We start from the raw sequence: 25970 nt of genomic DNA on the forward strand, positions 1-25970 counted from the left end.
CCTCCCCCACCCTCGTACCGCTCTCCGGCTGCCCGGCCGTCCGACCGGCCAGCGGCCCTGTCCACCAGCGACCGAGCATGACGGTACCGCCGATTCCCGGTCGCGGCCGGGGCCTGTGGACAGACGCCGGGCGGGCCGTGTGGACAGAACTGCGGAGGGCCTCGGCCCCGCCGGACGGAGTCAGCCCGGCCGGAGGGAGTCAGCAGCCGGTTCCCTCGCCCCGTGCCAGATAGGTGTCCGCCCACTGCCCGAGCTTCTTGAGCGCGGGCTCCATCGCGGCGCCGGCCTCGGTGAGCCGGTACGCGACGCGGAGCGGCGGCCCCTCGTCCACCTCGCGGATCACCAGGCCGGCCGCGCCGAGTTCGGTCAGCCGGTCCGAGAGCATGCGCTCGCTGATTCCGGGAATCGCCCGGCGCAGCTCGGCGAAGTGCACCGGCCGCTGCAGCAGCACGGACACGATCGGACCGGTCCAGCGCTTGCCGAGCAACTCGAAGACCCGACTGATCCCCACGTCGACCCGCCGACAGGCCTGCTCACTGTGATCCGCCATACCCCTAGAGTACTGCGCCACCGTGGGTGGCTTACTAAAAATAAGTAGCTATGCTATTAGTAGTTACGTACGGAATTGCTCGGCTGGATGCCCGCGAGGTCCCGCCGCCCCGCCCACCCCTCTTCCCCTCTCTGTGGAGATCCCCATGGCCACGCTTCTGCACGTCGACTCCGCCGTCTTCCCGCAGGGCTCCGCCTCCCGTGACGTCACCGCGGCGTTCGTCGAGGCCTGGCGCGAGCAGCACCCGGACGGCACCGTCGTCCATCGCGACCTCGCCGCCGACCCGCTGCCCCATCTGAACGCCGGCGCCACGGCCGCGGGCGCCGACGACCCGCTGCGCCGGGAACTGGCCGCCGAACTGGCCGCGGCGGACGCTGTCCTGATCGGCGCACCGATGTACAACTTCACGATCCCGTCCACCCTCAAGGCCTGGCTGGATCAGGTGATCATCGTCGGGTACAACGCGGGGCCGGACTCCCCGATCGCCGGGACCCCGATGACCGTCGTCGCCAGCCGGGGTGGTTCGTACGCTCCGGGCACCCCGCGCGAGAGCTTCGAGTTTGTCCAGAATTACCTGGAGAAGCTGCTCACGGGCATGTTCTCCGCCGAGGTGGACTTCATCGTTCCGGAGCTGACCCTCGCTCACTCGCAGCCGTCGATGGCCGAACTGATCCCGCTCGCCGAGGCCTCCCGCGCCCAGGCTTTCGACGACGCCCGGAAGAAGGCGAAGGCCCTCGCCACCCGCCTCGCCGTCTGAGACACCCACGACCGCGAACCCCGGAAACACAGGCAGGGCCGCGGAGCTCCTACGAGCCCCGCGGCCCTGCCGCATGATGATCATGATGACGCCGACGAATCGGGCGTTTCACGTGAAACACAGCACGCCCCGTGAAGCAGGCAAGCCGCAGGCGCGGTTCAGGCAGCCCCTCCGGCCGCCACACCCGCACCCGCCGGCTCCTCGTCGGCCTCGTCGGCTCCCTGCCCGGCCCTCGTACCGCGACCGGCTCCACCGCCCCGCGGGCCCGCCTCGCCCGGCCGGGAGGCAGCGCCCTTGGCCTCTGCGGCGATCCTGGCCTCCTGCTCCTCCCGCTCCGCCTTCTCGCGCGCCTGGGCCGCCAGATCCACCCGGCCCTCCGGCTTGATGTGCGCGATGACACCGGGGTGAGCGATCGAGGGCAGGATGTGGCGCCACATCTCCGCCACCTGCTCGCGCAGGTCGGCGCGGCCGGAGTCGGCCTCCGAGACCAGCTGAATACCGGTGAACGAGGCGACGATGATCTTGGCCGACACCATCGGGTCGATCTGCGGGAACACCTCACCGCGCTCCTGGCCCAGCTCCAGCATCCGGGCCGTCGCGTCGATCCAGTCGCCCCACGGGTGCGGTCCGCCGAGGAAGACGCCCTCGATGGAGAGCCTCGTACCGGCCCGGGCCATCGCGTTGTGGCGCAAGGCGAAAGCGAACTGCTGGCCACCGTCCACCAGGGACTGGAGCGGCGATCCCTCCTGCTCGAACTCGATCGTGGAGGTCTGCTCGTCCATGATCGCTTGTGCGATGGCCTCCTTGGAGGCGAAGTGGAAGTACAAGGCCCCCTTGGTGACCTTGGCGCGGCGGAGGATCTCCGAGATGGCGGCACGCTCGTAGCCGTAGTCGTCGAAGACACTCGCCGCGGCATCCACGATCGACCGCCACGTCTGGACCGCGCGAGCCTGCTTCGCCATTTCCTGCCTCCGGGACGTTCTGTGTGCTCAGCCCTTCACCGCCGAGCCGCCGTCGATCCAACCTCTGCGGCCAGCGTATGCATGTGCACGGTCGCACCGGCCATCGGTCTGTCCGGAAACCGCGCCCGCACCCGGTGGATCACCGCCTGCGGACAACCGCTGCCGCGGCCTCCTTACCCGCCTGTCCGTACCCCGCCCACCCGTCACCAACACGGAACAACAACGAAGAACCCCCGCTCCGGATCTCTCCGAAGCGGGGGTTCTCTCGAATCAACTTCAACAGTTGCGAGCAACCGCCGTTGTGCGCGAGGGGGGATTTGAACCCCCACGTCCCTAAGGACACTGGCACCTGAAGCCAGCGCGTCTGCCGTTCCGCCACTCGCGCATTAGTGGTGTTCCAGACCCTCACCGTGTGGGGCGAGCGCCTGGCGACAAACGGAAGATTAGCACGCTGGACAGGGTGGATTCACATCCGTTGTTTCGCCGGCTTGGGGAGGGGAAGCGGGAACCCGGAACCATCGCCCCCACTCCTCCAGAGTGCGTCCCGGGTGCGGGACACTGTGCGGAGACCCCCTCTACGATCCGTGTGAGGGGTGACACTCATCCACAGGCCAGACAAGGGGAACCAGCCGATTTCCCGACGCGTGGATACGATCAGTAAGCAGTACAGGGACGATGACAACGGAGGAGGTGCCCCATGGGGGTCATGAAGCGTTTCGAGCAGCGCCTCGAGGGGCTGGTCAACGGCACCTTCGCCAAGGTCTTCAAGTCCGAGGTGCAGCCCGTCGAGATCGCCGGCGCCCTCCAGCGGGAGTGCGACAACAACGCGACGATCTGGAACCGCGAGCGGACCGTCGTCCCCAACGACTTCATCGTCGAGCTCAGCACACCCGACTACGAGCGGCTCAGCCCGTACTCCGGTCAGCTGGGCGACGAGCTCTCGGGGCTGGTCCGCGACTACGCCAAGCAGCAGCGCTACACCTTCATGGGACCGATCAAGGTCCACCTGGAGAAGGCCGACGACCTCGACACCGGGCTCTACCGGGTCCGCAGCCGCACGCTGGCGTCGAGTTCGTCACAGCAGGACCAGTCGTCGGCCCCGCCCCTGCCCGCTGCGGGGCGGCCCGCCGCCCCGCAGGCTCCCGGGGGCTACGGCTACCCCCCGAGCGCCGCTCCGCCGATGCCCGCGGCTCCGCCGCCCGGCACCGGGCGCCCCCCGGCCCCCACGAGCGACCGGCGCCCGTCGCCCGCGCCCGGCCCCCTGCCGGACGCCCGGACCCGGCGCTGGATCGAGATCAACGGCACCCGCCATCAGATTTCCCGCCCGACGTTGGTGATGGGACGATCCACCGACGCCGACGTGCGGATCGACGACCCCGGCGTATCGCGCCGGCACTGTGAGATCCGGACCGGAACGCCCTCGACGATCCAGGATCTCGGGTCTACCAACGGCATCGTGGTAGACGGGCAGCACACCACCCGCGCTACGCTCCGCGACGGCTCGCGGATCGTCGTGGGCAGCACCACCATCGTTTACCGGCAAGCCGAAGGGTGAAGCGGGGGCAATGTCAGAGCTGACCCTGACGGTCATGCGGCTAGGTTTCCTGGCTGTTCTGTGGCTGTTCGTCATCGTGGCCGTACAGGTCATCCGTAGCGACCTGTTCGGAACGCGCGTCACGCAGCGCGGCTCACGCCGCACTGCAGCCGACCCGCGCCCGCAGCAGGGCCGCCAACAACAACAAGCGGCGCCGCCCCAGCAGCGCCAGACGTCCGGCCGGCAGCGCCGCGGGGCGCCCACGAAGCTGGTCGTGTCCGAGGGCACGCTCACGGGCACCACGGTCGCGCTCCAGGGCCAGACCATCACCCTGGGCCGGGCCCACGATTCAACGATCGTGCTGGACGACGACTACGCGTCCAGCAGGCATGCCAGGATCTACCCGGACCGTGACGGCCAGTGGATCGTCGAGGATCTCGGGTCCACCAACGGCACGTATCTGGAACGGACCCGGCTCACCACCCCGACACCAGTTCCGCTGGGCGCGCCGATCCGTATCGGCAAGACCGTCATCGAGCTGCGGAAGTAGTACGACAATGAGCGAGCGGAGCGAGCGAGCCGCGGCGGTCCCGACGGCGGACGCTGCCCGGTTCCCGACCGGAGGGTGGGCAGTGTGGCTCGAGACAGGCTGTACCCCGAGCCGACGGGCGAGGTGCGCATGAGTCTGTCGCTGCGCTTCGCCGCCGGGTCGCACAAGGGCATGATCCGGGAGGGCAACGAGGACTCCGGCTATGCCGGTCCCCGGCTCCTCGCCATCGCCGACGGCATGGGCGGTCAGGCGGCCGGTGAGGTCGCCAGCTCCGAGGTGATCTCCACGCTCGTCCCGCTCGACGACGACGTACCGGGATCCGATCTCCTGACCTCGCTCGGCACGGCCGTGCAGCAGGCGAACGACCAGTTGCGGGTCATGGTCGAGGAGGACCCCCAGCTGGAGGGCATGGGCACCACGCTCACCGCCCTGCTCTGGACCGGTCAGCGCCTGGGCCTGGTGCACGTCGGCGACTCCCGCGCGTATCTGCTGCGCGACGGCGTCCTGACGCAGATCACCCAGGACCACACCTGGGTGCAGCGCCTCGTCGACGAGGGCCGGATCACCGAGGAAGAGGCCACCACCCACCCGCAGCGCTCCCTGCTGATGCGGGCGCTGGGCAGCGGCGACCACGTCGAGCCGGACCTCTCCATCCGCGAGGTCCGCGCCGGCGACCGCTATCTGATCTGCTCGGACGGCCTCTCCGGCGTGGTCTCGCACCAGACGATGGAAGAGACCCTCGCCAGCTATCAGGGCCCGCAGGAGACCATCCAGGAGCTGATCCAGCTCGCTCTGCGCGGCGGCGGCCCGGACAACATCACCTGCATCGTGGCCGACGTCCTGGACGTCGACAGCAACGACACCCTGGCCGGTCAGCTCAACGACACCCCGGTCGTCGTCGGCGCGGTCGCGGAGAACCAGGCCCAGCTGGGCGACGGCGGGGCCATGCAGACGCCCGCCGGACGCGCGGCCGGCCTCGGCCGCCCCGTGCCCCCGCCCGCCGGCGGCTTCGGCCCGCCCGGCAGCGGCGACGTCGACTACGGCGGCATGCCGGACGGCTCCTACGACGCCTACACGGACGACGACTTCGTCAAACCGCGGGGTGGCCGTAAATGGCTGAAGCGTTCCGTCTACATCGTGCTCGCGCTGGCCGTGATCGGCGGCGGTCTGTACGGCGGCTACCGCTGGACGCAGACCCAGTACTATGTCGGCGCGAAGGACGAGAACGTCGCGTTGTTCCAGGGCATCAGCCAGGACCTCGCGTGGATCTCGCTCTCGAAGGTCGAGAAGAACCACCCCGAGATCGAGCTCAAGTACCTGCCGCCGTACCAGCGCAAGCAGGTCGAGTCGACCATCGCCGAGGGCAGCATCACCGATGCCCGCGAGAAGATCGCCGAGCTCGCCGCCCAGGCCTCCGCCTGCAAGAAGGACGCCCAGCGCCGCGCGGCCGACGCCGAGAACCGGGCCCGTACAGGCGAGGGCGAGGCCGGCGGCACCGCCGGAGCCCCCGCCACCAGGACTTCCGCCACGTCCTCCGCCAAGGGGACCAAGCCGACCACAGCTCCCACTCCCGGCCCCAGCCTCTCGGAGGAAGAGAAGAAGCTGGTCCCGCAGTGCGGTAAGCAGTAAGCCGTAGGGGGCCTTCAGCACCATGAGCGTTGTCACCAACACGACCACCATCGGCGCGATCGACGCACCGAGCCGCCGCAACACCGAGCTGGCGCTCGTCGTCTTCGCCGTCGCCATCTCGGTGTTCGCCTACGCCAACGTGGGCCTCGCCCTCAACGGCGAACTGCCCTCGGGGATGCTCGGCTACGGGGCGGGACTCGCGCTGCTCGGTGGGGTCGCCCACCTCGCGGTCCGGAGGTTCGCGCCGTACGCGGACCCGCTGCTGCTGCCCCTGGCGACCCTGCTCAACGGGCTCGGCCTGGCGCTCATCTGGCGGCTGGACCAGTCCGAACGCTTCCAGGCCCTGGACACGTTCGCCCCCGCCGCCTCGAAGCAGCTGCTGTTCTCCGCCATCGGCGTGGGGATGCTGGTCGCGGTCCTGGCCATTCTGAAGGATCACCGCATCCTGCAGCGCTACACGTACATCTCCATGGTCGTGGCGCTGTTCCTGCTGATCCTGCCGATGTTCTTCCCCGCCGTGAACGGCGCCAAGATCTGGATCAAGATCCCCGGGGTCGGAACACTCCAGCCCGGCGAGTTCGCCAAGATCATCATCACCGTGTTCTTCGCGGGCTACCTGATGGTCAAGCGGGACGCGCTGGCCCTGGCCAGCCGCCGGTTCATGGGCCTGTACCTCCCCCGAGGCCGTGACCTGGGCCCGATCCTGATGGTCTGGGCGTTCTCGATCCTGATCCTGGTCTTCGAGACCGACCTGGGCTCCTCACTGCTCTTCTTCGGCATGTTCGTCGTCATGCTGTACGTCGCCACCGAGCGCACCAGCTGGATCGTCTTCGGTCTGCTGATGTCCGCGGCCGGCGCGGTCGGTGTCGCCTCGTTCGAACCGCACGTCCAGCAGCGCGTCACCGCCTGGCTCGACCCGTTCGCGGGCTGGGGCAAGGAGGCCGCGAGCGAGCAGATGGCGAAGTCCCTGATGGCCTTCGGCTCCGGAGGCACCCTCGGGACCGGACTCGGCCAGGGCAACTCCGACCTGATCGGCTTCGCCGCCAACTCCGACTTCATCCTCGCCACGGTCGGCGAGGAGCTCGGGCTCGCCGGGATGATGGCCGTGCTCCTCGTCTACGGTCTGATCGTCGAGCGCGGAGTGCGCACCGCCCTCGCGGCCCGCGACCCGTTCGGCAAGCTGCTCGCGATCGGGCTCTCCGGCTCGTTCGCCATCCAGGTGTTCGTCGTCGCCGGCGGTGTGATGGGCCTCATCCCGCTCACCGGTATGACGATGCCGTTCCTGGCGGCAGGTGGTTCCTCCGTGCTCGCCAACTGGGCCCTGATCGCCATTCTGATCAGAATCAGCGACACCGCCCGCCGCCCGGCTCCTGCCCCCTCCCCATCCACGGACGCCGAGATGACCCAGGTGGTCCGACCGTGAACAAGCCCCTCCGTCGGATCGCGATCTTCTGCGGCATCCTCGTCCTCGCGCTCCTCATCCGCGACAACTGGCTCCAGTACGTCCGTGCCGACGAACTGAACAGCCACCAGTACAACCGCCGCGTCGAGATCGAGCGGTACGCCCACGAGCGCGGCGACATCATCGTCGACGGCAAGGCGATCACCGGCTCCGTCGAGACCGAGGACAGCGACTTCACGTACAAGCGGGTCTGGAAGAACGGGCCCCTGTGGGCCCCCGTGACCGGCTATTCCTCACAGGCCTTCGACTCCTCGCAGCTGGAGAACCTGGAAGACGGCATCCTCACCGGCAACGACGACCAGCTGTTCTTCGACCGGACGCTGTCGATGTTCACCGGCGAGAAGAAGCGGGGCGGCAACATCGTCACCACGCTGAACGGTGATGCCCAGAAGGCCGCCTTCAAGGGGCTCGGCGAGAAGAAGGGCGCGGTGGTCGCCCTCGACCCGAAGAGCGGCGCCATCCTCGCCCTCGCCAGCACCCCGTCCTACGATCCCTCGGTCTTCGCCGGGAACTCGCTCAAGGACTCGGACAACCGGCAGAAGCTCCTGAAGGACAAGGACAAGCCGATGCTCAACCGGGCATTGCGCGAGACCTACCCCCCGGGCTCCACCTTCAAGGTCGTCACCGCCGCCGCCGCCCTGGAGAACGGGCTCTACGACGACATCGACGCCAAGACGGACTCGCCGCTGCCCTGGACGCTGCCGCAGTCGACCACGCAGCTCAGGAACGAGGGCGACATCCCCTGCGAGAACGCCACGCTGCGCGAGGCCCTGCGGGTGTCGTGCAACACCGTCTTCGGCAAGATGAGCGACGACCTCGGCAACAAGAAGATGATCGAGCAGACGGACAGGTTCGGCTTCAACAAGGAAGTCTTCACGCCCGTCCGAGCCGACGCGAGCATCTACCCCGAGGACAACAGGCCGCAGAACGCCATGGCCGGCATCGGCCAGGCGTCCAACCGGACCACCCCGCTCCAGATGGCCATGGTCGCCTCCGCGATCGCCAACGACGGCAAGCTGATGGAGCCGTACATGGTCGCCGAGCGCCAGGCGCCCAACCTGGACCCGGTCTACACGCACGACCCCAAGGAGCTCAGCCGCGCGCTCTCCGGTGAGAACGCCCAGAAGGTCCAGCAGATGATGGAGACCGTCGTCAAGGACGGCACGGGAACCAGAGCGCAGATCCCCGGCGTCACAGTGGGCGGCAAGACCGGTACCGCACAGCACGGTCTGAACAACAGCGAGAAGCCGTACGCCTGGTTCATCTCGTACGCGAAGACCGACAACGGCTCCCCGGTCGCCGTCGCCGTCGTGGTCGAGGACGGCAACGCCAACCGGGACGACATCTCCGGTGGCGGCCTGGCCGCCCCCATCGCGCGCGACGTGATGAAGGCGGTCATCGACAGCAGGAAGTGAGACCTGTCACGGCGGCCGCCCGTCATACCGGACTTCGGATACCGGTCGGATATCGGCTGCCGGGTGCGGGCTGATCACGTCACCCGTGCCCGGTAGCGTATGCGCGAACAGCGCACCGCCGCGGACCACACACGGGTGCGGTCGGGACTGACGGAGAGGGCTGGAACAGTTATGGAAGAGCCGCGTCGCCTCGGCGGCCGGTACGAGCTGGGCTCGGTGCTCGGCCGTGGTGGCATGGCCGAGGTCTACCTCGCGCACGACACCCGGCTCGGCCGCACCGTAGCTGTGAAGACGCTCCGGGCCGATCTGGCCCGTGACCCGTCGTTCCAGGCCCGGTTCCGCCGTGAGGCCCAGTCGGCCGCCTCGCTCAACCACCCCGCGATCGTCGCCGTGTACGACACCGGCGAGGACTACGTCGACGGGGTCTCCATCCCGTACATCGTGATGGAGTACGTCGACGGGTCGACGCTGCGGGAACTGCTGCACTCCGGTCGCAGGCTGCTCCCCGAGCGCACACTGGAGATGACGGTCGGCATCCTCCAGGCCCTGGAGTACTCGCACCGCGCCCAGATCGTCCACCGCGACATCAAACCGGCGAACGTCATGCTGACGCGCACCGGTCAGGTCAAGGTCATGGACTTCGGCATCGCCCGCGCCATGGGCGACTCCGGGATGACGATGACGCAGACCGCCGCGGTCATCGGCACCGCCCAGTACCTCTCCCCGGAGCAGGCCAAGGGCGAGCAGGTCGACGCGCGCTCCGACCTGTACTCCACCGGCTGCCTGCTGTACGAGCTGCTCGCCGTGCGGCCCCCGTTCGTCGGGGACTCGCCCGTCGCGGTGGCCTACCAGCACGTCCGGGAGGAGCCGCAGCCGCCGAGCAACTTCGACCCCGAGATCACGCCCGAGATGGACGCGATCGTCCTCAAGGCGCTGACCAAGGACCCGGACTACCGCTACCAGTCCGCCGACGAGATGCGGGCCGACATCGAGGCCTGCCTCGACGGCCGGCCGGTCGCGGCCACGGCGGCGATGGGCGCAGCGGGGTACGGGGGCTATGACGGCTACAACAGCGACCAGCCCACCGCCGCCCTGCACCCGGCCGATCCGAACAACGCCCAGACGTCGATGCTGCCCCCGGTCAACCCGGACGACGGCGGCTACGGCTACGACGACCGCCAGGGCCGCCGGCGCCAGCAGAAGAAGAGCAACACCTCGACGATCCTGCTGATCGTCGCGGGCATCCTGGTGCTCATCGGCGCGGTCCTGATCGGCCGGGTGATCTTCGCCCCGAGCAGCGACGACGGCCAGATCAAGGCCCCGAACCTGGTGGGCTCCACGCTCGAGGGCGCGGAAAGACTCGCGGGCAACGCCGGCGTCACCGTGAAGGTCGGCGCCGAGGAGCCGTGCGAGGACCAGGAGAAGGGCGAGATCTGCTCGCAGGATCCGTCGGCCGACGTGATGATGGACAAGGACGGCACCGTCACGGTCGTCGTCTCCACCGGAGCGCCGAAGACCGAGGTCCCCAACGTCCTGGAGAAGTCCGAGGACGGCGCACGCCAGGTCCTGGAGGACAAGGGCTTCACGGTCAACGTCACCACGGAGGAGTCCGAGGCGACCGAGGGCAGCGTGATCAAGCAGGACCCCAAGGGCGGCGACAAGGCCGAGGCCGGGGCCGAGATCACCATCACCGTGGCCATGCAGACGACCGACCCGATGCCCGACGTGCGCACCCGTCAGTACGACGCCGCCGTGGCCCAGCTCAACCAGCTCGGTTTCACCAACGTCTCACGGGCCGACGTGGACTCGGAGAAGCCGGCCGGGGAGGTGGTCGAGCAGACCCCCGCGGGGCCGAGCAAGCAGGCCAAGGACGTGCAGATCGTCCTGAAGGTCTCCAAGGGGCCGGCGCAGCCGGAGCAGGTCCAGATCCCCGGTGACATCGGCGGCAAGCCGTACAAGGACGTGAAGGACCAGCTCGAAGGGCTCGGCTTCGTGGTCGCGCTGTCCCCGGGTTCGGTGGACAAGCCGAGCGCCCCGGTCATCACCAGCAGCCCGGCGCCGACCGCCCAGGCGGACAAGGGCAGCACCGTCACCCTCGTGACCATCGAGGGCGGAGGGAACGGCGGAGGCGGCCTCTTCGGAGGCCGGGGCGACTGAGCCCCCGCACACCCGCCCCGCACGTACGGCGTAGGGCCCCGGTCACCGCGATGGTGCCGGGGCCCTTCCCGTGAGCGGGTGCGTGAGCGCGTCTGCGGGTGCTCGGCGCGGTGGCTCAGCGCAGCTCGGCCGGGACCGTGCGGTCCTGGTCGACCTTCTCCGTACGCTCCAGCTCGCCCCACACGATGTACCGGTACTTCGAGGTGTAGACCGGGGTGCAGGTCGTCAGCGTGATGTAGCGGCCGGGCTCCTCGACGCCCGACTCCTCCGGGACCGGCCGGATCACGTCGACGTTGAACTTCGACGTCTCGGGGAGCGTCTTGTAGACCTTGTAGACGTACCAGGTGTCCTTGGTCTCGAAGACGACCGGATCACCGTTCTTCAGCTTGTGGATGTTGTGGAACTTCGCGCCGCGCCCGTCGCGGTGCGCGGCCAGCGTGAAGTTGCCCTCGTCGTCCCAGGGGAGGGCCGACTCGACGGGGTCCGTGTAGTAGCCCGCGATGCCGTTGTTCAGGGTCTTGGGGTCGGTGCCCTTCTTGACCAGCACCTCGCCGTTCTTCATGGCGGGCACGTGCAGGAAGCCGATGCCGTCCTTGGTGTCCAGGGCGCCCGGTCCGTCCGCCCACCGGCTGCGGACCGTGTCGCCCTGCTTGTCGGCCTCGCGGTCGGCGAGCACGTTGGTCCACCACAGGGAGTACGCGACGAACAGCGCGAGCACCAGGCCCGCGGTGATCAGCAGTTCGCCGAAGACGCTGACGGCCGTCGCGACGGGGTGGCGGCCGCGCCGGCGCGCCGGGGGCGGGGACGTGTGGGTCCGCTCGTCGTGCTCGGTCCTCGCTGCCACCGCACCGTCCCTGTCGTGAGGATGTTCAGCCGACGAGCGCGTCGGGCTTTCCCTCGCTGCGCGGCCGTTCGTCGACCATCTTGCCCCAGACGATCAGCCGGTAGGTACTCGTGAATTCCGGGGTGCAGGTCGTCAGCGTGAGGTATTTGCCCGGCCCCTTGAACCCTGAACCGACCGGGACCGGCTCGATCACCGAGATGTTGGACGGCGAGGTCTGCGGCAGGATGCTGGCCATCTCGTACGTGTAGTACGCGTCCCGCGTCTCGACCACGATCGGGTCGCCGGGGCTGAGCTTGTTGATGTAGCGGAACGGCTCGCCGTGCGTATTGCGGTGACCGGCCACCGCGAAGTTGCCCTGCTTGTCGGAAGGCATCGCCGTCTTGAGCTTGCCCTCCCCGTAGTGGCCGATCATCCCCCGGTCGAGGACCTTCTCCTTGTCGATGCCCTCGGCGATCGGCGCGACGACGTCCAGCTTGGGGATGTGCATGATCGCGAAGCCCTGGCCGGGTGCGAACACCCCGGGCTTCCGGTCGCCGCTGGCCCATTCGTCCTGGATGCGGTTGGTCTCGTTGCCGGCGATCTGCTCGGCCCGGATGTTGGTCCACCAGAGCTGGTAGGTGACGAACAGCAGCATCAGGACGCCCAGCGAGATGAACACCTCGCCGACCACCCGGCTGGCGACGACCGCCGGGCTGTCCTTCGCCGCCTTCGCCGCACGCCGGGCCTCCATGCGGGACATCGGGGCGGCGGCCGGGGCGGCCTGCTCCACGACCGGTCCCTGGCGCCGACGGCCGCGCCCCTTGGCCGCCCGTCGCCGCTCGGCCCGCCCGCCGGAGGGAGACGCGGAGGCGGGGGCGGGCTCAGGGACCGGCTCGGGGGCGGGCTCGAAGACCGGCTCGGCCGGGATGCGGGCCATGACTTCGGTGCGCTGTTCCGCGAGCCCCCCGGCGACAGCGGCGATGACCTCGGTGCGCGGTTCCGCGGGGAGGTCCGGGGCCGGGATGCGCTCCTCGGCCGGAGCCACCGGTGCCGCCGGTGCCGCCGGTGCCGCCGGTGCCGCCGGTGCCGCCGGGGAAGAAGGAGCCGCCGGAGCTATTCGCGCAGACGGCTCCTGGGGGCCGTACCAGTCGCGTTGGTACCCGGCGGGGTCGTACCACTCGTTCGGGGCTCCCTGGGGCTGCTGGGCCCCTTGGTGGAGTGCGTACCCGGGCTCGTACGCGGACCCGTGCCCGTCGTCGTACACAGGTTCCGCCGCCGGGATGTTGTCCGTCCGGAACCACGGCGAGGCGTGCCCGCCGGGCAGGGGATCGTTGAGCGGATCCGCGAGGCCGTCCACCGCCGCCACGAACGCGCCGTCGGCCCCGTACGCCCCGTGCGCGTCAGGGCCCTCCGGTCCGGCGTCGGGCCCGGGGCGGCCCGCGGTCACGCGGCGGCCTTGCCCACCACCGGCGCGAGCCCCGCCGACCGCGCGACGGCCCCCTGGTCCCCGCACTGCTCCAGCCAGTTGGCGAGCATCAGGTGGCCGTGCTCGGTGAGCACCGACTCGGGGTGGAACTGCACGCCCTCCACCGCCCGGTCACGGTGGCGCAGCCCCATGATGATGCCGTCCGCCGTGCGGGCGGTGACCTCCAGCTCCGGGGGCAGCGCCCCCGGTTCGGCGGCGAGCGAGTGGTAACGCGTCGCGGTGAAGGGCGACGGCAGCCCGGCGAAGACGCCCTTGCCCTCGTGGGTCACGGGGGAGGTCTTGCCGTGCAGCAGTTCGGGGGCCCGGTCGACGACCCCGCCGTACGCGACCGCCATCGACTGCATCCCCAGGCAGACGCCGAAGACCGGAACGCCGGTGTCCGCGCAGTGACGGACCATCTCGACGCAGACGCCGGCCTGCTCGGGCGTGCCGGGGCCCGGCGAGAGCAGGACGCCGTCGAAGCCGTCCTGGGCGTGGGCGGTGGTCACCTCGTCGTTGCGCAGCACCTCGCACTCGGCGCCGAGTTGGTAGAGGTACTGAACGAGGTTGAAGACGAAGCTGTCGTAGTTGTCCACGACGAGGATGCGTGCGCTCACCGGTCGGCTCCTGCTCCACCGGCGCTCGCGCCGTCGACGGTCACGTCACCGAACGGAAGCAGCGGTTCCGCCCACGGGAAGACGTACTGGAACAGCGCGTAGACGACCGTCAGAACCAGCACGAGCGAGATGACACTCCGCACCCATGCGTTGCCCGGCAGATGCCGCCAGATCCAGCCGTACATGCTGACCCCTCCATTCGGTACCCGACCCAGACTAGAGGGCCGCGGCCGGGGAGTGGGTCAGCTGGGGAAAAGCTCGGGTCAGCGGGAGAGAGCCTGCGGTCTCCCGGCGCTCACCGGCCGCGTCGCGTCCAGATGGGCCCAGGCGATCAGCCGGTGGCTGCTGCCCCATTCCGGCTCGCACGTGGTGAGCGTCAGATAGCGCCCGGCGCCCTCGAAGCCGGAGCCGCGGGGCACCGGGTCGACGACGGCGGTGTCGGTGGGCACGGTCCGGTACGGCTTCTTCGCGATGCGGTACGTGAACCAGGTCGTGCCGTCGTTGACGACCACCGCGTCCCCGGGACGCAGCTTCGGGAAGTCCTTGAAGGGGTCGCCGTACGTCCGCCGGTGCCCGGCCACCGCGAAGTTGCCCGTGTCACCGGGGCGGGCGGTTCCGCTGTAGTGCCCGAGCCCCTTCTGCAAGGTTCTGACCTCGGTGTTCTCCAGGACGGGCCACTCCCAGCCGGCGCCGAAGCGGGGGATGTGCAGCATCGCGAAGGGTTTTCCGTCGCGGTACGGGGCCGGGGCGGAGGGCTCCGCGGAGTCGGGTGGCGGGGCCGGCGCCACGGGCTGCCGGGCCCACCGGCTGTGGAGCGTGTCGATCTCGTCCTCGGCCGCGTCGGCCGCTTTCACGCCCGTCCAGAACAGGAAATAGACGACGAACAGGATGATCAGCGCGCCCACGGTGATGCAGAGCTCGCTGAAGGTCCTGACGACGAGTCGCACCGGCACGGGACGGCCTCCCCGGGTTCAGCTCGGGCTCACTCCACAGGCTGTGCGTAGTGGAGATCCACTGTGCCCGAGTACCCCGGAAGAGTCACCGCCTCGTTCTCGTCGACTTTCCAGCCCAGCCCGTACGCCTTCACGTACAGCAGGTAGTTCCGGATCGCGGTGGAGTCGTTGAGCGCCCGCTTGAGCTTGCCCGGGTCGCCGACCGCGGTGACCTTGTACGGCGGGGAGTAGACGCGGCCCTGGAGGATCAGTGTGTTGCCCACGCAGCGGACGGCGCTGGTGGAGATCAGCCGCTGGTCCATCACCTGGATCCCGCGCGCCCCGCCCTGCCACAGCGCGTTCACCACGGCCTGCAGATCCTGCTGGTGGATGACCAGGTCGTTGGGCTGGGGCTCGGGGTAGCCGGGGTTGGCGGTGGCGTCGGGGGGCGCGTCATCGAGGGTCACGCTGACGGAGTCGCCGGTGATCTTCGTGGTGCCGGCCGCCTTCTCCAGGGCCTTCAGCCGGGCGTCCTCGGCCTTGGTGGAGCCGTCGTCACGCTGGGCGAGCGCGTCGATGTCCGCGCGGGCGCCGGCGACCGCCTCGTTCAGCTGGCCGTTCTTCTCGCTGCGCTCCCTGATCAGGTCGGAGAGCTTGAGCAGGGAGGAGTCACTGCGCAGGTTGGTGCCCTTGGCGGTGTTGGCGCTGGTGACGAAGATGAGTCCGGCCAGGGCGAACACGGCAGCGGTGAGCCCCCGGACCGCCCACACGGAAGTGCGCCGGGCCGGGCCTTCTGGGGAGTCGGCAGAATTGCTCAACGTACCCTTATCTCATCAGGCGCCAGAGAAGCACTACGCTAACGGACGCTCGGGGGAGGCAGCATTCCCCCTGGCACCCCGCCCCCGGCGCCCGCCACAGATCCCTGCGCGGTCACGCAGCGCATCGACAGGAGAGTCCCTCGTGCCGAAGTCACGTATCCGCAAGAAGGCCGACTTCACGCCGCCCCCGGCGAAGCAGGCAACGTCCATCAAGCTGACCAACCGCAGTTGGGTCGCTCCGGTGATGCTGGCCCTGTTCCTCATCGGGCTGGCCTGGATCGTGGTGTTCTACGTGACCGAAGGCGATCTGCCGGTCGACGCCCTGGGCAACTGGAACATCGTGGTCGGCTTCGGCTTCATCGCCGGCGGCTTCGCCGTCTCGACGCAGTGGAAGTGACGGACCACCGCCGCGCAAGCCCTGCCCTGAGTTACCCACAGAGTTATCCACAGCTGGGGGAAAAGGTCAGACGATCTGTGGATAACCTCCACTCAAGTTGACGCCGGTGTGACTGCAGCCTCCCTCGCCGAGGGGGGCTGCACCCCGTCGTCCGGGCGGAAAGACCCAGCTCAGCGACAAGGGGAACGAATGTTCCTCTTGCCATGCACAAGATTCTGCGCGCACTGTGGACAACTTCGGGCCGCCTGGGGGTGGAGGGCCTCATTCCGCTCAGGTGAGCGCCATCGTCCGGGCGACGATGATCCCGACGGTCGCCAGCAGGACGAGCGCGCAGGTGCCAGCCTGCACCGCGGTACGCCGATCGCGCGGGGCGTGGACCATGGCGACGGCGATGACGACGCCCGCGACCAGACCGCCGACGTGCGCCTCCCAGGCGATCCCACCCCAGGTGAAGGTGAAGACCATGTTGAGCGCCAGCAGCACCAGCACCGGACGCATGTCGTAGTTCATCCGCCGCATCAGGACGGCGATGGCACCGAACAGGCCGTAGACCGCACCGGACGCGCCGAGCGAACCCTGGTTGGGCGCGGCGATCAGATATGTCAGGGCGCTGCCCGCGAGGCCGGACAGCAGATAGAGGGCGAGATAGCGGGACCGGCCGAGCGCGGCCTCCAGCTGCCCGCCGAGCCACCACAGCCCCAGCATGTTGAACCCGATGTGCACCACTTCCTGGTGCAGGAACATCGAGGTCACCAGGCGGTACCACTGGCCCTCGGCGACGCCTGCGATGGATCCCGGCGGCGGGCTCGGGTCCCAGGCCCGCCCGAGCAGCGTCAGATCGTTCACCAGCTCGGGACGGATGCTGACCAGGAGGAAGACGGCGAGATTGATGCCGAGCAGGATCTTGGTGACCAGACGCGGATCGGCGGCCACGGAGCCGCCCGCCAGGGTCCGCGGCCGGCTGGCCGCCGGGTGGTGTCCGGTGCCCGAGCCCTGGCGTACGCAGTCGGGGCACTGGAAGCCGACCGAGGCGCTGACCATGCACTCGGGGCAGATCGGCCGCTCGCAGCGCGTACAGCTGATGCCGGTCCCGCGGTCGGGATGGCGGTAGCAGGTCGGCGTCGGCGCACCGCTTCCCGCGGCCTCACGGTCCCCCGGCGGCTGCTGGTCCATCGGTCCTGGCCTGCCTCTCGGTCCTCGTCGCTCGGGCGGCGCGGACAGGGCCGCCCCGCTGGTCCGCTCGGTAACAAGTACGGACGGGCAGGGCGGTTGGTTCCCACGAAGGTCCCCGCCCAGGTCCCCCACGCAGGTCCCCCGCCCAGGTCCCCCGCCCAGGTCCCCACGCAGGTCTCCCGCGAGGTGCGTCCGGTGAGGTCCCGGCCGGGCCCGCCGGGAGGCGGACCGTCAGCGGGTCTCGACGACCACGGACTCGATCACCACGTCCTGCAGCGGACGGTCGGTGCGCGGATTGGTCGGGGTGGCCGCGATGGCGTCGACGACCTTGCGGCCCGCCTCGTCGGCCACCTCGCCGAAAATGGTGTGCTTGCCGGTCAGCCAGGCGGTGGGGGACACGGTCAGGAAGAACTGCGAGCCGTTCGTCCCCGGGCCCGCGTTCGCCATGGCCAGCAGATACGGCTGGGTGAAGCCCAGCTCCGGGTGGAACTCGTCGGCGAACTTGTAGCCGGGGCCACCGGTGCCGTTGCCCAGCGGATCGCCACCCTGGATCATGAACCCGCTGATGACCCGGTGGAAGACGGTGCCGTCGTACAGCCGGTCCGTGGACTTCTCGCCGGTCTCCGGGTTGACCCACTCGCGCTGACCGGTGGCCAGCTCGACGAAGTTCCGGACCGTCTTGGGGGCGTGGTTCGGCAGAAGCCGGATCTCGATGTCGCCCTGGCTGGTCTTCAAGGTGGCGTAAAGCTGCTCGGCCACGATCTGCCTTCCTTCATCCTTCACCTGACGTCACATCCTTCGCTGACGTCCGCCGATCCTCCCACGGACCGGGAAATGTACGGCCGGATGCCGGGCAAAACGGCGCGTTCGCCCCCGAACCATGGCATTGTCGTCGGCACACTTCACATGAACCGTTTTGGCCGCAAACGAAGATCATGACCCGGATGCCCGTCCCGCATGCCGGGCATGGCCGCAACAGGCATGATTTCGAACTGGGCGGACAGGCGGAGTACCTACCCGCCACCAAGGAGGAGGATCTCGTGACCCGCATCGACAGCGTGCGCGCCGCAACCGACTCGGCGAAGGACAGCGCGCAGCACGCCGCGGAAGTGGTGGCGCCCTACGCCGGCACAGCCAAGGAGCAGGCGGCTCACTACGCGCACGAGGCGCGCGTACTGCTCGCGCCGAAGGTGACGAAGGCGGCCCAGCAGGCCCGTGTCCAGTACGCGTCCCATCTCGCACCGCGCCTCGAACAGGCCCGTACGCACGTACCGCCCCGGGTCGACGAGGCCGCGCACCGCGCCGCGGTCTCCACCCGGAAGGCCGCACGGAGCGCCGCCGACTACACGGCGCCACGCGTCGAGCACGTCCGGGCGGTGGCCCTGCCCGTCGCCGAGCAGGCGTCCGCCCGCAGCGCGGCCGCCCTCGCGGCGCTGCGCACCCAGGTGACCGCCAAGGAGATCCAGAAGCTGGCCAGGAAGCACCAGCGGCGGGCCAGGGCCGGCCGGACCGCGAAGAGGTTCCTGGTACTGGGTGTCCTGGCGGGCGGCGCCTATGCCGCCTGGCGCTGGTGGGACAAGCAGGCCAACCCCGACTGGCTGGTCGAGCCGCCCGTCGCCACCGAGGTGGGCGACGAGCGTTCGCCGCTCAGCTCGGTCGACGGCAGCGGCCGGGCCGGCCTCGACCCGGAGGTCAAGGCCGAGCAGGCCGAGGCCGAGCAGGGCGACGGGGACACCCCGGGCCTCGACGACCGGCCCTGACGGGGGCCGCCCGGGGCGCCCCGGGCGCACCCCCTGACAGGACGAACGCGGCTGCGGAACCGCCCAGGCGGTCACCGCAGCCGCGTTCGTTCGTTGCCCGCTCGCGCGTGGCTCGTGCGCCGTCCGTGCGTACGCCCTGTTGCTCGTCCGCCCTGCCGCCCCGGCGACCAGGGCGTGTTTCGAAAGTAGCGCCGTCCGCCCGGAGGGCGGGCTCGGCGGCGTCTGGTGCGTGCGATCGCCAGGCGGAGGGTCGCCCCGATACCGGATGTATCGGGGTGATCCCGACAACGCGGCGAGCGTGCGTGCCAGACGCCGCCGAGCAGGCGGGACCTTCGAAACACGCCCTAGCGGCTCACGGCGAAGCGCATCAGGGCCTGCTCGTCGCCCTGCTTGATCTTCCCGGTCTCGTTGATCACCTGGAGCTTCCAGCCCCCGCCCTCGCGAATCGCCTTGGCCACCGCGACGCCGTTGTCCTGGGTGAGCATGCTCGGCCAGATGTCGGCGACCTGCTGCGTGCTGCCGCCCGTCGCGTCGTACACCTTGAAGCTGATGTTGCGCGCGTTCTTGAACGCGCTGCGCTTCTTGTACGCGGCGGCGATGAAGACGATCGACGTGATGTTCGAAGGAATCTTGGCGAACTCCACGGTCACCGTCTCGTCGTCACCGTCCCCGTGACCGGTCTGGTTGTCGCCGCTGTGCACCAGCGAGCCGTTGCCCAGCGGGTCCAGCGAGTCCAGACCGGCCAGCCGCACCGGGTCCCCGCCCTGCAGCGCGATGGCGATCAGGTCGAGGTCCGTACCGGCCTTCTGCTTGATCTTCCCCATCAGACCGCCGCTGCTCCCGACGGTCGGGTCCCAGGACGCCCCGATGGACAGGTGGGTCACCCCGCCGAGGTCCGCCGGGCCGTCTTCCTTCGTCAACGTGATCATGCCTGAGTCCTTTTGTGGCTCGACTGTTTACGTATGAAGTGTGCCTGGTGACCCCGGCACTCGGCCCCCGGAGGCGGATGGCTGGTTCCGGATCGTACGAGATCGAGGTCCGGGACCGCAGCGCTCAGCGGTCAGCAGGGGTTTCGGTGTCCTCGGGGGCGGCGAAGACTCCGTACGGGCGCTCAGCAGGAAGCCCGCCTGGAAACGGCTCTTGACGCCGAGACGTTCCATGATCTCGGCGATGTGACGGCGGCAGGTACGGACGGACATGCCCATGCGCTTGGCTATCGTCCGGTCGGTCAGACCTTCGCTGAGGAGCAGGGCCATGCGCTGCTTCAGCTGGTCGGCGATGTCCGCGACCTCCTGGTTGCTCCACTCCAGGGGGAAGGACGCCGCGTTGAGCCACCACAGGTCTCTGGAGCCGACGCCACCGCACGGCGGGCGACGTCCTGGCAACACCACTGGCGGGGCGCCCACCTGAGCCCGGATCGCCGACTACCGGACGAGCCACCTTGAGCCCGGATCGCCGACTACCGGACGAGCCACCTGCTGCACCACGGGCGCTTCGGCACGACCGAGCGCCGACGACTGGGACGCCCTGTGGAAGACGGTGCGGGAACTGCTCGCCGACGGGACCGCATGAGAAAAGAGGGCCTCCGACCGGCATTTCTGCTGGTCGGAGGCCCTCTTTGAATGTGGAGCCTAGGAGATTCGAACTCCTGACATCTGCCTTGCAAAGGCAGCGCTCTACCAACTGAGCTAAGGCCCCGGGCCACGACGAACGAAGGCAACGCCCAGCACGTCCGTGCCAGGGCCACCGTCGCAGACCAGAGTACCGGGTGACCCCCGTAATCCTGCAAAAGGATAGGGACTCCCGGTGGACGACCACGCTCCGTAAGATGCTCGCAAGGTTCGCAGCAGCGAAGCCGCAGCGATGGGGAGACGCCATGGACGCAGCGCAACAAGAGGCGACGGCAAGAGCCAGAGAGCTTCAACGCAGTTGGTACGGGGAGCCGTTGGGGGCGCTCTTCCGTCGGCTGATCGATGACCTCGGTCTGAACCAGGCCCGGCTGGCCGCCGTTCTCGGGCTCTCCGCCCCGATGCTCTCCCAGCTGATGAGCGGCCAGCGGGCCAAGATCGGGAACCCCGCGGTGGTCCAGCGCGTCCAGGCCCTTCAGGAGCTGTCGAGCCAGGTGGCCGACGGCAGCGTCAGCGCGGGCGAGGCCACCGACCGCATGGAGGAGATCAAGAAGTCGCAGGGCGGATCGGTCCTGACCGCCACCGGCCAGACCGGCTCGACCGGCGGCGCTCCCACCGTCCGCCGTGTGGTGCGCGAGATCCAGTCCCTGCTGCGGTCCGTCGCGGCAGCCGGCGACATCATCGACGCCTCGGACGCCCTCGCCCCGACCCACCCGGAGCTGGCAGAGTTCCTCAAGGTGTACGGAGCGGGGCGCACCGCGGACGCGGTCGCGCACTACGAAGGGCACCAGAGCTAGCAGGTCCGGAACACGACGGACGACGGAGCCAGGGCACGCGCACCGCGCAGGGCCCTGGTGCCGGCAGGACACGGGGGCCGGACGCGGGCCGCGGCGGACGCCACGGCACCACAGGAGCGGGGAGCGGGCGCAGCACAATGGGTGAGGTCTTCGCTGGTCGGTACGAGCTGATCGATCCGATCGGCCGGGGTGGGGTCGGCGCCGTCTGGCGCGCCTGGGACCACCGACGCCGCAGGTACGTCGCGGCCAAGGTGCTCCAGCAGAGCGACGCGCACACGCTGCTGCGCTTCGTCCGCGAGCAGGCCCTGCGCATCGAGCACCCGCACGTACTGGCCCCGGCCAGCTGGGCCGCCGACGACGACAAGGTCCTGTTCACCATGGACCTGGTGAGCGGCGGCTCGCTCGCCCATGTCATCGGCGACTACGGCCCGTTGCCCCCGCGCTTCGTCTGCCTCCTGCTGGACCAGCTGCTCTCCGGCCTCTCCACGGTGCACGCCGAAGGGGTGGTGCACCGCGACATCAAGCCCGCCAACATCCTGATGGAGGCGACCGGAACGGGCCGCCCTCATCTGCGCCTCTCCGACTTCGGCATCTCGATGCGCAAGGGCGAGCCCCGGCTGACCGAGACCAACTACGTGGTCGGCACGCCCGGTTACTTCGCCCCCGAGCAGATGATGGGCGCCGAGCCCGACTTCCCCGCGGACCTCTTCGCGGTCGGCCTGGTCGCGCTCTACCTCCTCCAGGGCCAGAAGCCCGACTCGCAGGCGCTGGTCGAGCACTTCGCCGCGCACGGCACCCCGAGCGCGCCCAACGGCATTCCCGAGCCGCTGTGGCAGGTTCTCGCCGGTCTGCTCCAGCCGGACCCGCACGCCCGGTTCCGGACCGCGACGGGCGCGCGCAAGGCCCTGACCGCGGCGGTCGAGATGCTGCCCGAACCCGGCCCGCACGACGAGCCGGTGGAGGTGTTCGACCAGATCGGGCCGCTGCCGGCGGGATTCGGCCCCGACGGGCCCGTCACCGTCCCCCAACAGCCCGCGGAGCCCGCACCCGCCCCGGTGCAGCAGCCCTCCGCACCGCCCCCCGTCTCGATGTCGGAGACCGGCAGCTTCCACCTCGCGCCGCCGCCGGGAGCCGCGCCCCCGCAGCAACAGCCTTACGCACAGCCTGGGTTCCAACAGCCTCCGGCCGCCCCGTTCACGGCGGACACACCGCCCCCGTACGCCGTCGGCGCGCCGCACTCCTCCCGGGCGCCGGCCTCCGGCGTACCGCACGGTCCCGCTTCCACCCGCGCCTACACCGCCCAGCAGCACCCGCCGGTGCCGGCCCCGCCGGTGCAGCACGCCGCACCCCACGCGCCCGTACGGCGAACGCGTCCGGGACCGCCCCCGAAGGTGGCGGTCCCGGTACTGGTGGTGGCGCTGATCTGCTTCGCGGTAGGAATCTGGGCCCTGACCCAGATCTGACGACCCAAGGCGGACGGCCAGATCTGACCGCCCCGGCCTGACGTCCCCGGTGGACGGCAGCCGCCGACGCGGCGGGCGTGGCGCGGGGCCGCCGACAGCTGCCGGCGGCCCGTCTACCAGCCCTGCGGCGGCTAGTGGCCCCCACCGGCCGGGTAACCGGCGGCCGGGGCGTCGGCCGTCGCGCGGCGGCGGGCCAGCAGCGTCCAGACGCCCAGCCCGAGCACCAGCACGGACCCCGTGCCGATCCCGGCCGCTGCGACCACCGTCATCGGGCCGCTCTGCGCGGCCTCCCGGGCGTTCTTCCCCTTCCGGGCCACTTCCCGGTCCTGGTCGGTGACGCCGAAGACCCCTGCGTCGCCCTCGTACGGGGAGGACTCCGCCTCGCCCTTCACCTGGACCGACAGCTCGAACGGGATCGGATCGGTGCCGTAGGACTCCTTCAGCTTCGGGCTGAGGGACACCGACAGGTAGTACCAGCCGGCGAAGCGCATGGCGCTGACCTGGGTCGAGGAGTCGAACCGGTTGCGGTAGGCCACCGGCGGCAGCGGCCGCAGCGACGCGGAGGCGGGCCCTCCGGAGTACGAGAGCGTGGCGTCGGAGACCGGCCCCTGGGCCGGGTTGTCCAGTGACAGGGTGAGCGCGTTGCCCACGAAGTCCTTGTCGGCGCCGGTGCTGTTGGAGAGCCCGGCGGTGGCGTGGATCTGCTGGCCCCAGTCCACCGGCACCCGGAAGAAGCGGGTCTGCCCCGGGGCGACGGTGTCCTGCCAGCGGCCGTTCTCCAGGCTGGTGGCCTCGGAGTACCCGGCCCCGCCGGACCGCTTCTGCTGCTTCCCGGTCGGGGGCGGAGCCGAGGCCGAGGGCCAGCTGTCGGGCCCGTCCGTCGGCATGGAGGACCCGCTCTTCAACCGCGGTTCCTCGAGGAAGCGCAACTCCAGGTCCCAGGCCTCGGTGTCGGCCGCCGACTTGCTCTCGCGCTCGACGAGGACGTCGTAGTGGCCGCTCTCCTGGCAGGTGCTGCCGCCCTCCTCGACGGCCCGGTAGGCGTACGCGGCGACGGGACGGGCGTACTCACCCGGCCCGAAGTTCGCCCGCCCCGAGCTGCACTGGGTGTCGTCGGTCTCCCGGAGGCTGACGGTGATGCCGTCGCCGTAGGCGGCCGTGCCGCCGGCACCCGGCACCGCGACCGCCGAGACGTAGGCGTCGGAGGCGTCGTCCAGCGTGACCCGGTAGTAGAGCTTCTCGCCCCGCCTGATCGTGCTGCGGTACGGGACGCCCTCGTCGAGCTCGGACGCCTCGACGTTCGCCGCCGCCCCCTGCACGTTCCTCGCGTCGGGGTCGAACGCGTACGCCCCGGGGCCGGCCGCGTGCGCCTGCCCCGGCAGGACCGCCGCCGCGCACATCGCCGCGAGTGCCGCGGCCGCCACCCGGCCCCTGCTGCGCTGCCTCTTCACGCGCTTCCCCTCGTCGTCCTCACGCGCCGATGCCCGTCGACCGCCCGGCGTCGGTGCCGGTCCATCCTGCCCCGCCCGCACCGCTGCTGTCTCTGGCCCCAGCCGGATTGCCCTTCTTGTCCGGATTCCCGGCCTCGCCGACGCCGTCAAGGGAGTTCACTTGAGCAATCCACGACACACGGCCCGGGCACCGGCGGACGGACCCCGGACAGCACGAAGCCCCGGCCGCTCAGCGACCGGGGCCCGTAACAGACTGTGCCGTCTCACACACCCGAACCTGCGGGCACGGAGTCGGTAGCCTCCGTCCACAGATCCTGCTCGGCGCGATCCGCCTGGATCTGGCGGTACACGAGGAGCCCGCCGATGGCGGCCAGTGCGACCAGGAGAAGCTTCTTCACCGCGCTACCTCGTCTTTCCTTGGCGTAGGGGCCTTCTGCCGCCGACTATACACACCGGCCGATACCGATCGGTGACCTGCCCGGAACCCAAAAGCAGCCCCTCCGCGGCACACCGGAGGACCTCCCGGCACCCCCTTCCGACCGCCTTCGAGGGCCTGTCCACTCCGGTTGCACCATACGAGTGGTGTTAATCCGAAGATCGGCGCAGAGCGGGCGTCGTTCCCCGAAATCGCGGCGGGGATCCACATGATCGGAGAAGTCAGCAACCGGACCGTCCGAAAGCGAGGGGCCATGAGCACCTTCCAGCCCAAGAACATCTGGACCGCCTTCATCACCGCCTTCTTCGCCCTCCTGGCGTCGCTGGGCCTCGCCAGCGCCACGGCGAGCGCCGCGAACGCCTCGAACGCCCCGCAGCCGAGCGCCACGACCCAGGAGCACACGGGTGCCACCACGGCAACTCCGATCGCTCCCTCGGTCCGATGGACCCTTCCGCGTGACCGGGCCCTCCCGCCCACGATGAAGCAGCGCATCCGCGCCGAGGCCCACGGCTCCTCCCCGGCCACCCGCCACCTGTCGCTCGACCCCGCGGAGACCGCCCGCACCACCGGCCAGACCGGCTCCCACCCCACAGCCCCGGAAGGCGACTCCCCTGCGCCACCCCCCTGATCCCGGCGCCCACCGCACTTCCGGGGCCCCTGGTCCGGTTCACACCGGCCGGGGGCCCTTCTTCGTGCGATCAGGGGCAGGCGCCTCGGACTTGGCGCTCCGCCGCGCCTCCCGGGCCTCCCTGGCCTGCCTGTTGTCGTCCTTGACGCCCCGGATCTCTCTCCGGACACGGCGGACGTAACACCAGCCGAGCACCGCCACGGACAGCCGGCCGATCACCAACGGGACAACTGACGTCGGGTCGCGAAGAGCCGCCCACGCCACCCTGCCCAGGAAAACGACACCGTACCGGGCAAGTCGCGCCTTCACAGGCCTCATCCACGGCCGGCCTCCCACGCCGGAGGCCGAGCCCGCACATCCTCACAGGCCGTGCTCCGCCGCACCTCCGGATCCGCTGAACGCCCGATACCGGCCGCACACGGCGAAGGCCCCCCACCGTCTCCGGTGAGGGGCCTTCGTGCTGGTGGGGCTAACAGGATTTGAACCTGTGGCCTCATCCTTATCAGGGATGCGCTCTAACCAACTGAGCTATAGCCCCGCCGCGCTGTCGCGCTGACTTCTGAAGA

The 25970-nt window shown here is 70.1% G+C and carries 27 protein-coding genes and 3 tRNA genes; 12 read left to right on the plus strand and 18 right to left on the minus strand.

Annotated features, from left to right (window positions below):
* Positions 1–199 precede the first annotated feature (199 nt).
* The gene (locus tag IG90_RS0100910; RefSeq protein WP_030575877.1) at positions 200–550 is read right to left on the minus strand and encodes a winged helix-turn-helix transcriptional regulator; all 351 of its coding nucleotides are present in this window, start codon (positions 548–550) and stop codon (positions 200–202) included.
* A 145-nt stretch (positions 551–695) separates the two neighbouring features.
* Here IG90_RS0100910 and IG90_RS0100915 point away from each other — a divergent pair, with 145 nt between their 5' ends.
* Complete coding sequence (locus IG90_RS0100915; RefSeq protein WP_030575879.1) at positions 696–1307, plus strand: FMN-dependent NADH-azoreductase; 612 nt, start codon at positions 696–698, stop codon at positions 1305–1307.
* 158 nt (positions 1308–1465) lie between these two features.
* Here IG90_RS0100915 and IG90_RS0100920 read toward each other — a convergent pair whose 3' ends face one another.
* Both IG90_RS0100920 and IG90_RS0100925 read right to left on the minus strand, forming a co-directional pair.
* Complete coding sequence (locus IG90_RS0100920; protein WP_030575881.1) at positions 1466–2269, minus strand: ScbR family autoregulator-binding transcription factor; 804 nt, start codon at positions 2267–2269, stop codon at positions 1466–1468.
* 302 nt (positions 2270–2571) lie between these two features.
* A tRNA-Leu gene (locus tag IG90_RS0100925) sits at positions 2572–2654 on the minus strand.
* 312 nt (positions 2655–2966) lie between these two features.
* Between IG90_RS0100925 and IG90_RS0100930 the strand changes: the two genes are divergently transcribed.
* The 6 genes from IG90_RS0100930 to pknB all read left to right on the plus strand — a co-directional run bounded on the left by IG90_RS0100930 (position 2967) and on the right by pknB (position 11016).
* A complete protein-coding gene (locus tag IG90_RS0100930) occupies positions 2967–3824 on the plus strand; it encodes an FHA domain-containing protein (RefSeq protein WP_030575883.1) in 858 nt (285 codons plus the stop codon).
* A gap of 10 nt (positions 3825–3834) precedes the next feature.
* Positions 3835–4353 (plus strand): FHA domain-containing protein FhaB/FipA, encoded by a 519-nt coding sequence (locus IG90_RS0100935; RefSeq protein WP_030575885.1) that lies wholly within the window; start codon positions 3835–3837, stop codon positions 4351–4353.
* A gap of 129 nt (positions 4354–4482) precedes the next feature.
* Entirely contained in the window at positions 4483–5982 is a 1500-nt protein-coding gene (locus IG90_RS0100940) for a PP2C family protein-serine/threonine phosphatase (RefSeq protein ID WP_030575887.1), read from the plus strand.
* A 22-nt stretch (positions 5983–6004) separates the two neighbouring features.
* Complete coding sequence (locus IG90_RS0100945) at positions 6005–7405, plus strand: FtsW/RodA/SpoVE family cell cycle protein (protein ID WP_030575889.1); 1401 nt, start codon at positions 6005–6007, stop codon at positions 7403–7405.
* Positions 7402–8859 (plus strand): peptidoglycan D,D-transpeptidase FtsI family protein, encoded by a 1458-nt coding sequence (locus IG90_RS0100950; protein ID WP_030575891.1) that lies wholly within the window; start codon positions 7402–7404, stop codon positions 8857–8859. The genes IG90_RS0100945 and IG90_RS0100950 overlap by 4 nt, the downstream gene beginning before the upstream one ends.
* Before the next feature lie 171 nt (positions 8860–9030).
* Complete coding sequence (pknB, locus tag IG90_RS0100955) at positions 9031–11016, plus strand: Stk1 family PASTA domain-containing Ser/Thr kinase (protein WP_030575893.1); 1986 nt, start codon at positions 9031–9033, stop codon at positions 11014–11016.
* Positions 11017–11131: 115 nt separating this feature from the next.
* Here the strand turns inward: pknB and IG90_RS0100960 are convergent, their stop codons facing one another.
* The 6 genes from IG90_RS0100960 to IG90_RS0100985 form a co-directional block, all read right to left on the minus strand.
* The gene (locus IG90_RS0100960; RefSeq protein ID WP_030575895.1) at positions 11132–11860 is read right to left on the minus strand and encodes a class E sortase; all 729 of its coding nucleotides are present in this window, start codon (positions 11858–11860) and stop codon (positions 11132–11134) included.
* 25 nt (positions 11861–11885) lie between these two features.
* A complete protein-coding gene (locus IG90_RS0100965) occupies positions 11886–13286 on the minus strand; it encodes a class E sortase (protein ID WP_030575897.1) in 1401 nt (466 codons plus the stop codon).
* On the minus strand, positions 13283–13921 hold the full coding sequence (locus IG90_RS0100970) for an aminodeoxychorismate/anthranilate synthase component II (protein WP_030575899.1): 639 nt from the start codon (positions 13919–13921) through the stop codon (positions 13283–13285). Before IG90_RS0100970 ends, IG90_RS0100965 begins: the two co-directional genes overlap by 4 nt.
* Positions 13918–14106: a hypothetical protein gene (locus IG90_RS0100975; protein WP_030575901.1), complete on the minus strand. Its 189-nt coding sequence runs from the start codon at positions 14104–14106 to the stop codon at positions 13918–13920. The genes IG90_RS0100970 and IG90_RS0100975 overlap by 4 nt, the downstream gene beginning before the upstream one ends.
* Positions 14107–14184: 78 nt before the next feature.
* Entirely contained in the window at positions 14185–14874 is a 690-nt protein-coding gene (locus tag IG90_RS0100980; protein WP_030575903.1) for a class E sortase, read from the minus strand.
* 29 nt (positions 14875–14903) lie between these two features.
* Positions 14904–15671: a DUF881 domain-containing protein gene (locus tag IG90_RS0100985; protein ID WP_030575905.1), complete on the minus strand. Its 768-nt coding sequence runs from the start codon at positions 15669–15671 to the stop codon at positions 14904–14906.
* Between the two features lie 142 nt (positions 15672–15813).
* On the opposite strand from IG90_RS0100985, the gene crgA reads away from it, so the two are divergent.
* Positions 15814–16068: a cell division protein CrgA gene (gene crgA / locus IG90_RS0100990; protein WP_030575908.1), complete on the plus strand. Its 255-nt coding sequence runs from the start codon at positions 15814–15816 to the stop codon at positions 16066–16068.
* A 270-nt stretch (positions 16069–16338) separates the two neighbouring features.
* Here the strand turns inward: crgA and IG90_RS0100995 are convergent, their stop codons facing one another.
* Positions 16339–17241 (minus strand): rhomboid family intramembrane serine protease, encoded by a 903-nt coding sequence (locus tag IG90_RS0100995; RefSeq protein ID WP_030575911.1) that lies wholly within the window; start codon positions 17239–17241, stop codon positions 16339–16341.
* Positions 17242–17472: 231 nt separating this feature from the next.
* Positions 17473–18000: a peptidylprolyl isomerase gene (locus tag IG90_RS0101000; protein ID WP_030575913.1), complete on the minus strand. Its 528-nt coding sequence runs from the start codon at positions 17998–18000 to the stop codon at positions 17473–17475.
* A 281-nt stretch (positions 18001–18281) separates the two neighbouring features.
* On the opposite strand from IG90_RS0101000, the gene IG90_RS0101005 reads away from it, so the two are divergent.
* A complete protein-coding gene (locus IG90_RS0101005) occupies positions 18282–19001 on the plus strand; it encodes a DUF5324 family protein (RefSeq protein ID WP_030575917.1) in 720 nt (239 codons plus the stop codon).
* Between the two features lie 344 nt (positions 19002–19345).
* On the opposite strand, the gene IG90_RS0101010 is transcribed toward IG90_RS0101005, so the two are convergent.
* The 3 genes from IG90_RS0101010 to IG90_RS0101015 all read right to left on the minus strand — a co-directional run bounded on the left by IG90_RS0101010 (position 19346) and on the right by IG90_RS0101015 (position 20699).
* On the minus strand, positions 19346–19930 hold the full coding sequence (locus IG90_RS0101010) for a TerD family protein (RefSeq protein WP_030575921.1): 585 nt from the start codon (positions 19928–19930) through the stop codon (positions 19346–19348).
* A 27-nt stretch (positions 19931–19957) separates the two neighbouring features.
* Positions 19958–20257 (minus strand): helix-turn-helix domain-containing protein, encoded by a 300-nt coding sequence (locus IG90_RS45450; protein ID WP_233435858.1) that lies wholly within the window; start codon positions 20255–20257, stop codon positions 19958–19960.
* A 369-nt stretch (positions 20258–20626) separates the two neighbouring features.
* A tRNA-Ala gene (locus tag IG90_RS0101015) sits at positions 20627–20699 on the minus strand.
* A 178-nt stretch (positions 20700–20877) separates the two neighbouring features.
* On the opposite strand from IG90_RS0101015, the gene IG90_RS0101020 reads away from it, so the two are divergent.
* A complete protein-coding gene (locus IG90_RS0101020) occupies positions 20878–21426 on the plus strand; it encodes a helix-turn-helix domain-containing protein (protein ID WP_030575924.1) in 549 nt (182 codons plus the stop codon).
* A 137-nt stretch (positions 21427–21563) separates the two neighbouring features.
* Positions 21564–22889 (plus strand): serine/threonine protein kinase, encoded by a 1326-nt coding sequence (locus IG90_RS0101025; RefSeq protein WP_030575927.1) that lies wholly within the window; start codon positions 21564–21566, stop codon positions 22887–22889.
* 131 nt (positions 22890–23020) lie between these two features.
* Here the strand turns inward: IG90_RS0101025 and IG90_RS0101030 are convergent, their stop codons facing one another.
* The 3 genes from IG90_RS0101030 to IG90_RS45110 form a co-directional block, all read right to left on the minus strand.
* Positions 23021–24340, minus strand: a complete 1320-nt coding sequence (locus IG90_RS0101030; protein WP_030575929.1) for a hypothetical protein — start codon at positions 24338–24340, stop codon at positions 23021–23023.
* Positions 24341–24359: 19 nt separating this feature from the next.
* Positions 24360–24500 carry a hypothetical protein gene (locus tag IG90_RS44170; protein ID WP_157846270.1) on the minus strand — a complete coding sequence of 47 codons (141 nt, stop codon included), beginning with the start codon at positions 24498–24500 and terminating at the stop codon, positions 24360–24362.
* A 103-nt stretch (positions 24501–24603) separates the two neighbouring features.
* On the minus strand, positions 24604–24738 hold the full coding sequence (locus IG90_RS45110; RefSeq protein WP_003958712.1) for a DLW-39 family protein: 135 nt from the start codon (positions 24736–24738) through the stop codon (positions 24604–24606).
* A gap of 291 nt (positions 24739–25029) precedes the next feature.
* Between IG90_RS45110 and IG90_RS0101040 the strand changes: the two genes are divergently transcribed.
* Entirely contained in the window at positions 25030–25404 is a 375-nt protein-coding gene (locus IG90_RS0101040) for a DUF6344 domain-containing protein (protein WP_030575933.1), read from the plus strand.
* Between the two features lie 461 nt (positions 25405–25865).
* Here the strand turns inward: IG90_RS0101040 and IG90_RS0101050 are convergent.
* Positions 25866–25942, minus strand: a tRNA-Ile gene (locus tag IG90_RS0101050).
* Between the last annotated feature and the right edge of the window lie 28 nt (positions 25943–25970).

The sequence above is a fragment of the Streptomyces anulatus genome (assembly GCF_000721175.1).
Lineage (GTDB): Bacteria > Actinomycetota > Actinomycetes > Streptomycetales > Streptomycetaceae > Streptomyces > Streptomyces anulatus_C.

What these genes read in the sequence shown, in the direction of transcription:
- IG90_RS0100910 (WP_030575877.1), bottom strand. Translation starts at nt 550, where the DNA reads ATGGCGGATCACAGTGAGCAGGCCTGTCGGCGGGTCGACGTGGGGATC.
- IG90_RS0100915 (WP_030575879.1), top strand. Translation starts at nt 696, where the DNA reads ATGGCCACGCTTCTGCACGTCGACTCCGCCGTCTTCCCGCAGGGCTCC.
- IG90_RS0100920 (WP_030575881.1), bottom strand. Translation starts at nt 2,269, where the DNA reads ATGGCGAAGCAGGCTCGCGCGGTCCAGACGTGGCGGTCGATCGTGGAT.
- IG90_RS0100930 (WP_030575883.1), top strand. Translation starts at nt 2,967, where the DNA reads ATGGGGGTCATGAAGCGTTTCGAGCAGCGCCTCGAGGGGCTGGTCAAC.
- IG90_RS0100935 (WP_030575885.1), top strand. Translation starts at nt 3,835, where the DNA reads ATGTCAGAGCTGACCCTGACGGTCATGCGGCTAGGTTTCCTGGCTGTT.
- IG90_RS0100940 (WP_030575887.1), top strand. Translation starts at nt 4,483, where the DNA reads ATGAGTCTGTCGCTGCGCTTCGCCGCCGGGTCGCACAAGGGCATGATC.
- IG90_RS0100945 (WP_030575889.1), top strand. Translation starts at nt 6,005, where the DNA reads ATGAGCGTTGTCACCAACACGACCACCATCGGCGCGATCGACGCACCG.
- pknB (WP_030575893.1), top strand. Translation starts at nt 9,031, where the DNA reads ATGGAAGAGCCGCGTCGCCTCGGCGGCCGGTACGAGCTGGGCTCGGTG.
- IG90_RS0100975 (WP_030575901.1), bottom strand. Translation starts at nt 14,106, where the DNA reads ATGTACGGCTGGATCTGGCGGCATCTGCCGGGCAACGCATGGGTGCGG.
- IG90_RS0100995 (WP_030575911.1), bottom strand. Translation starts at nt 17,241, where the DNA reads ATGGACCAGCAGCCGCCGGGGGACCGTGAGGCCGCGGGAAGCGGTGCG.
- IG90_RS0101010 (WP_030575921.1), bottom strand. Translation starts at nt 19,930, where the DNA reads ATGATCACGTTGACGAAGGAAGACGGCCCGGCGGACCTCGGCGGGGTG.
- IG90_RS45450 (WP_233435858.1), bottom strand. Translation starts at nt 20,257, where the DNA reads ATGGCCCTGCTCCTCAGCGAAGGTCTGACCGACCGGACGATAGCCAAG.
- IG90_RS0101020 (WP_030575924.1), top strand. Translation starts at nt 20,878, where the DNA reads ATGGACGCAGCGCAACAAGAGGCGACGGCAAGAGCCAGAGAGCTTCAA.
- IG90_RS0101025 (WP_030575927.1), top strand. Translation starts at nt 21,564, where the DNA reads ATGGGTGAGGTCTTCGCTGGTCGGTACGAGCTGATCGATCCGATCGGC.
- IG90_RS0101040 (WP_030575933.1), top strand. Translation starts at nt 25,030, where the DNA reads ATGAGCACCTTCCAGCCCAAGAACATCTGGACCGCCTTCATCACCGCC.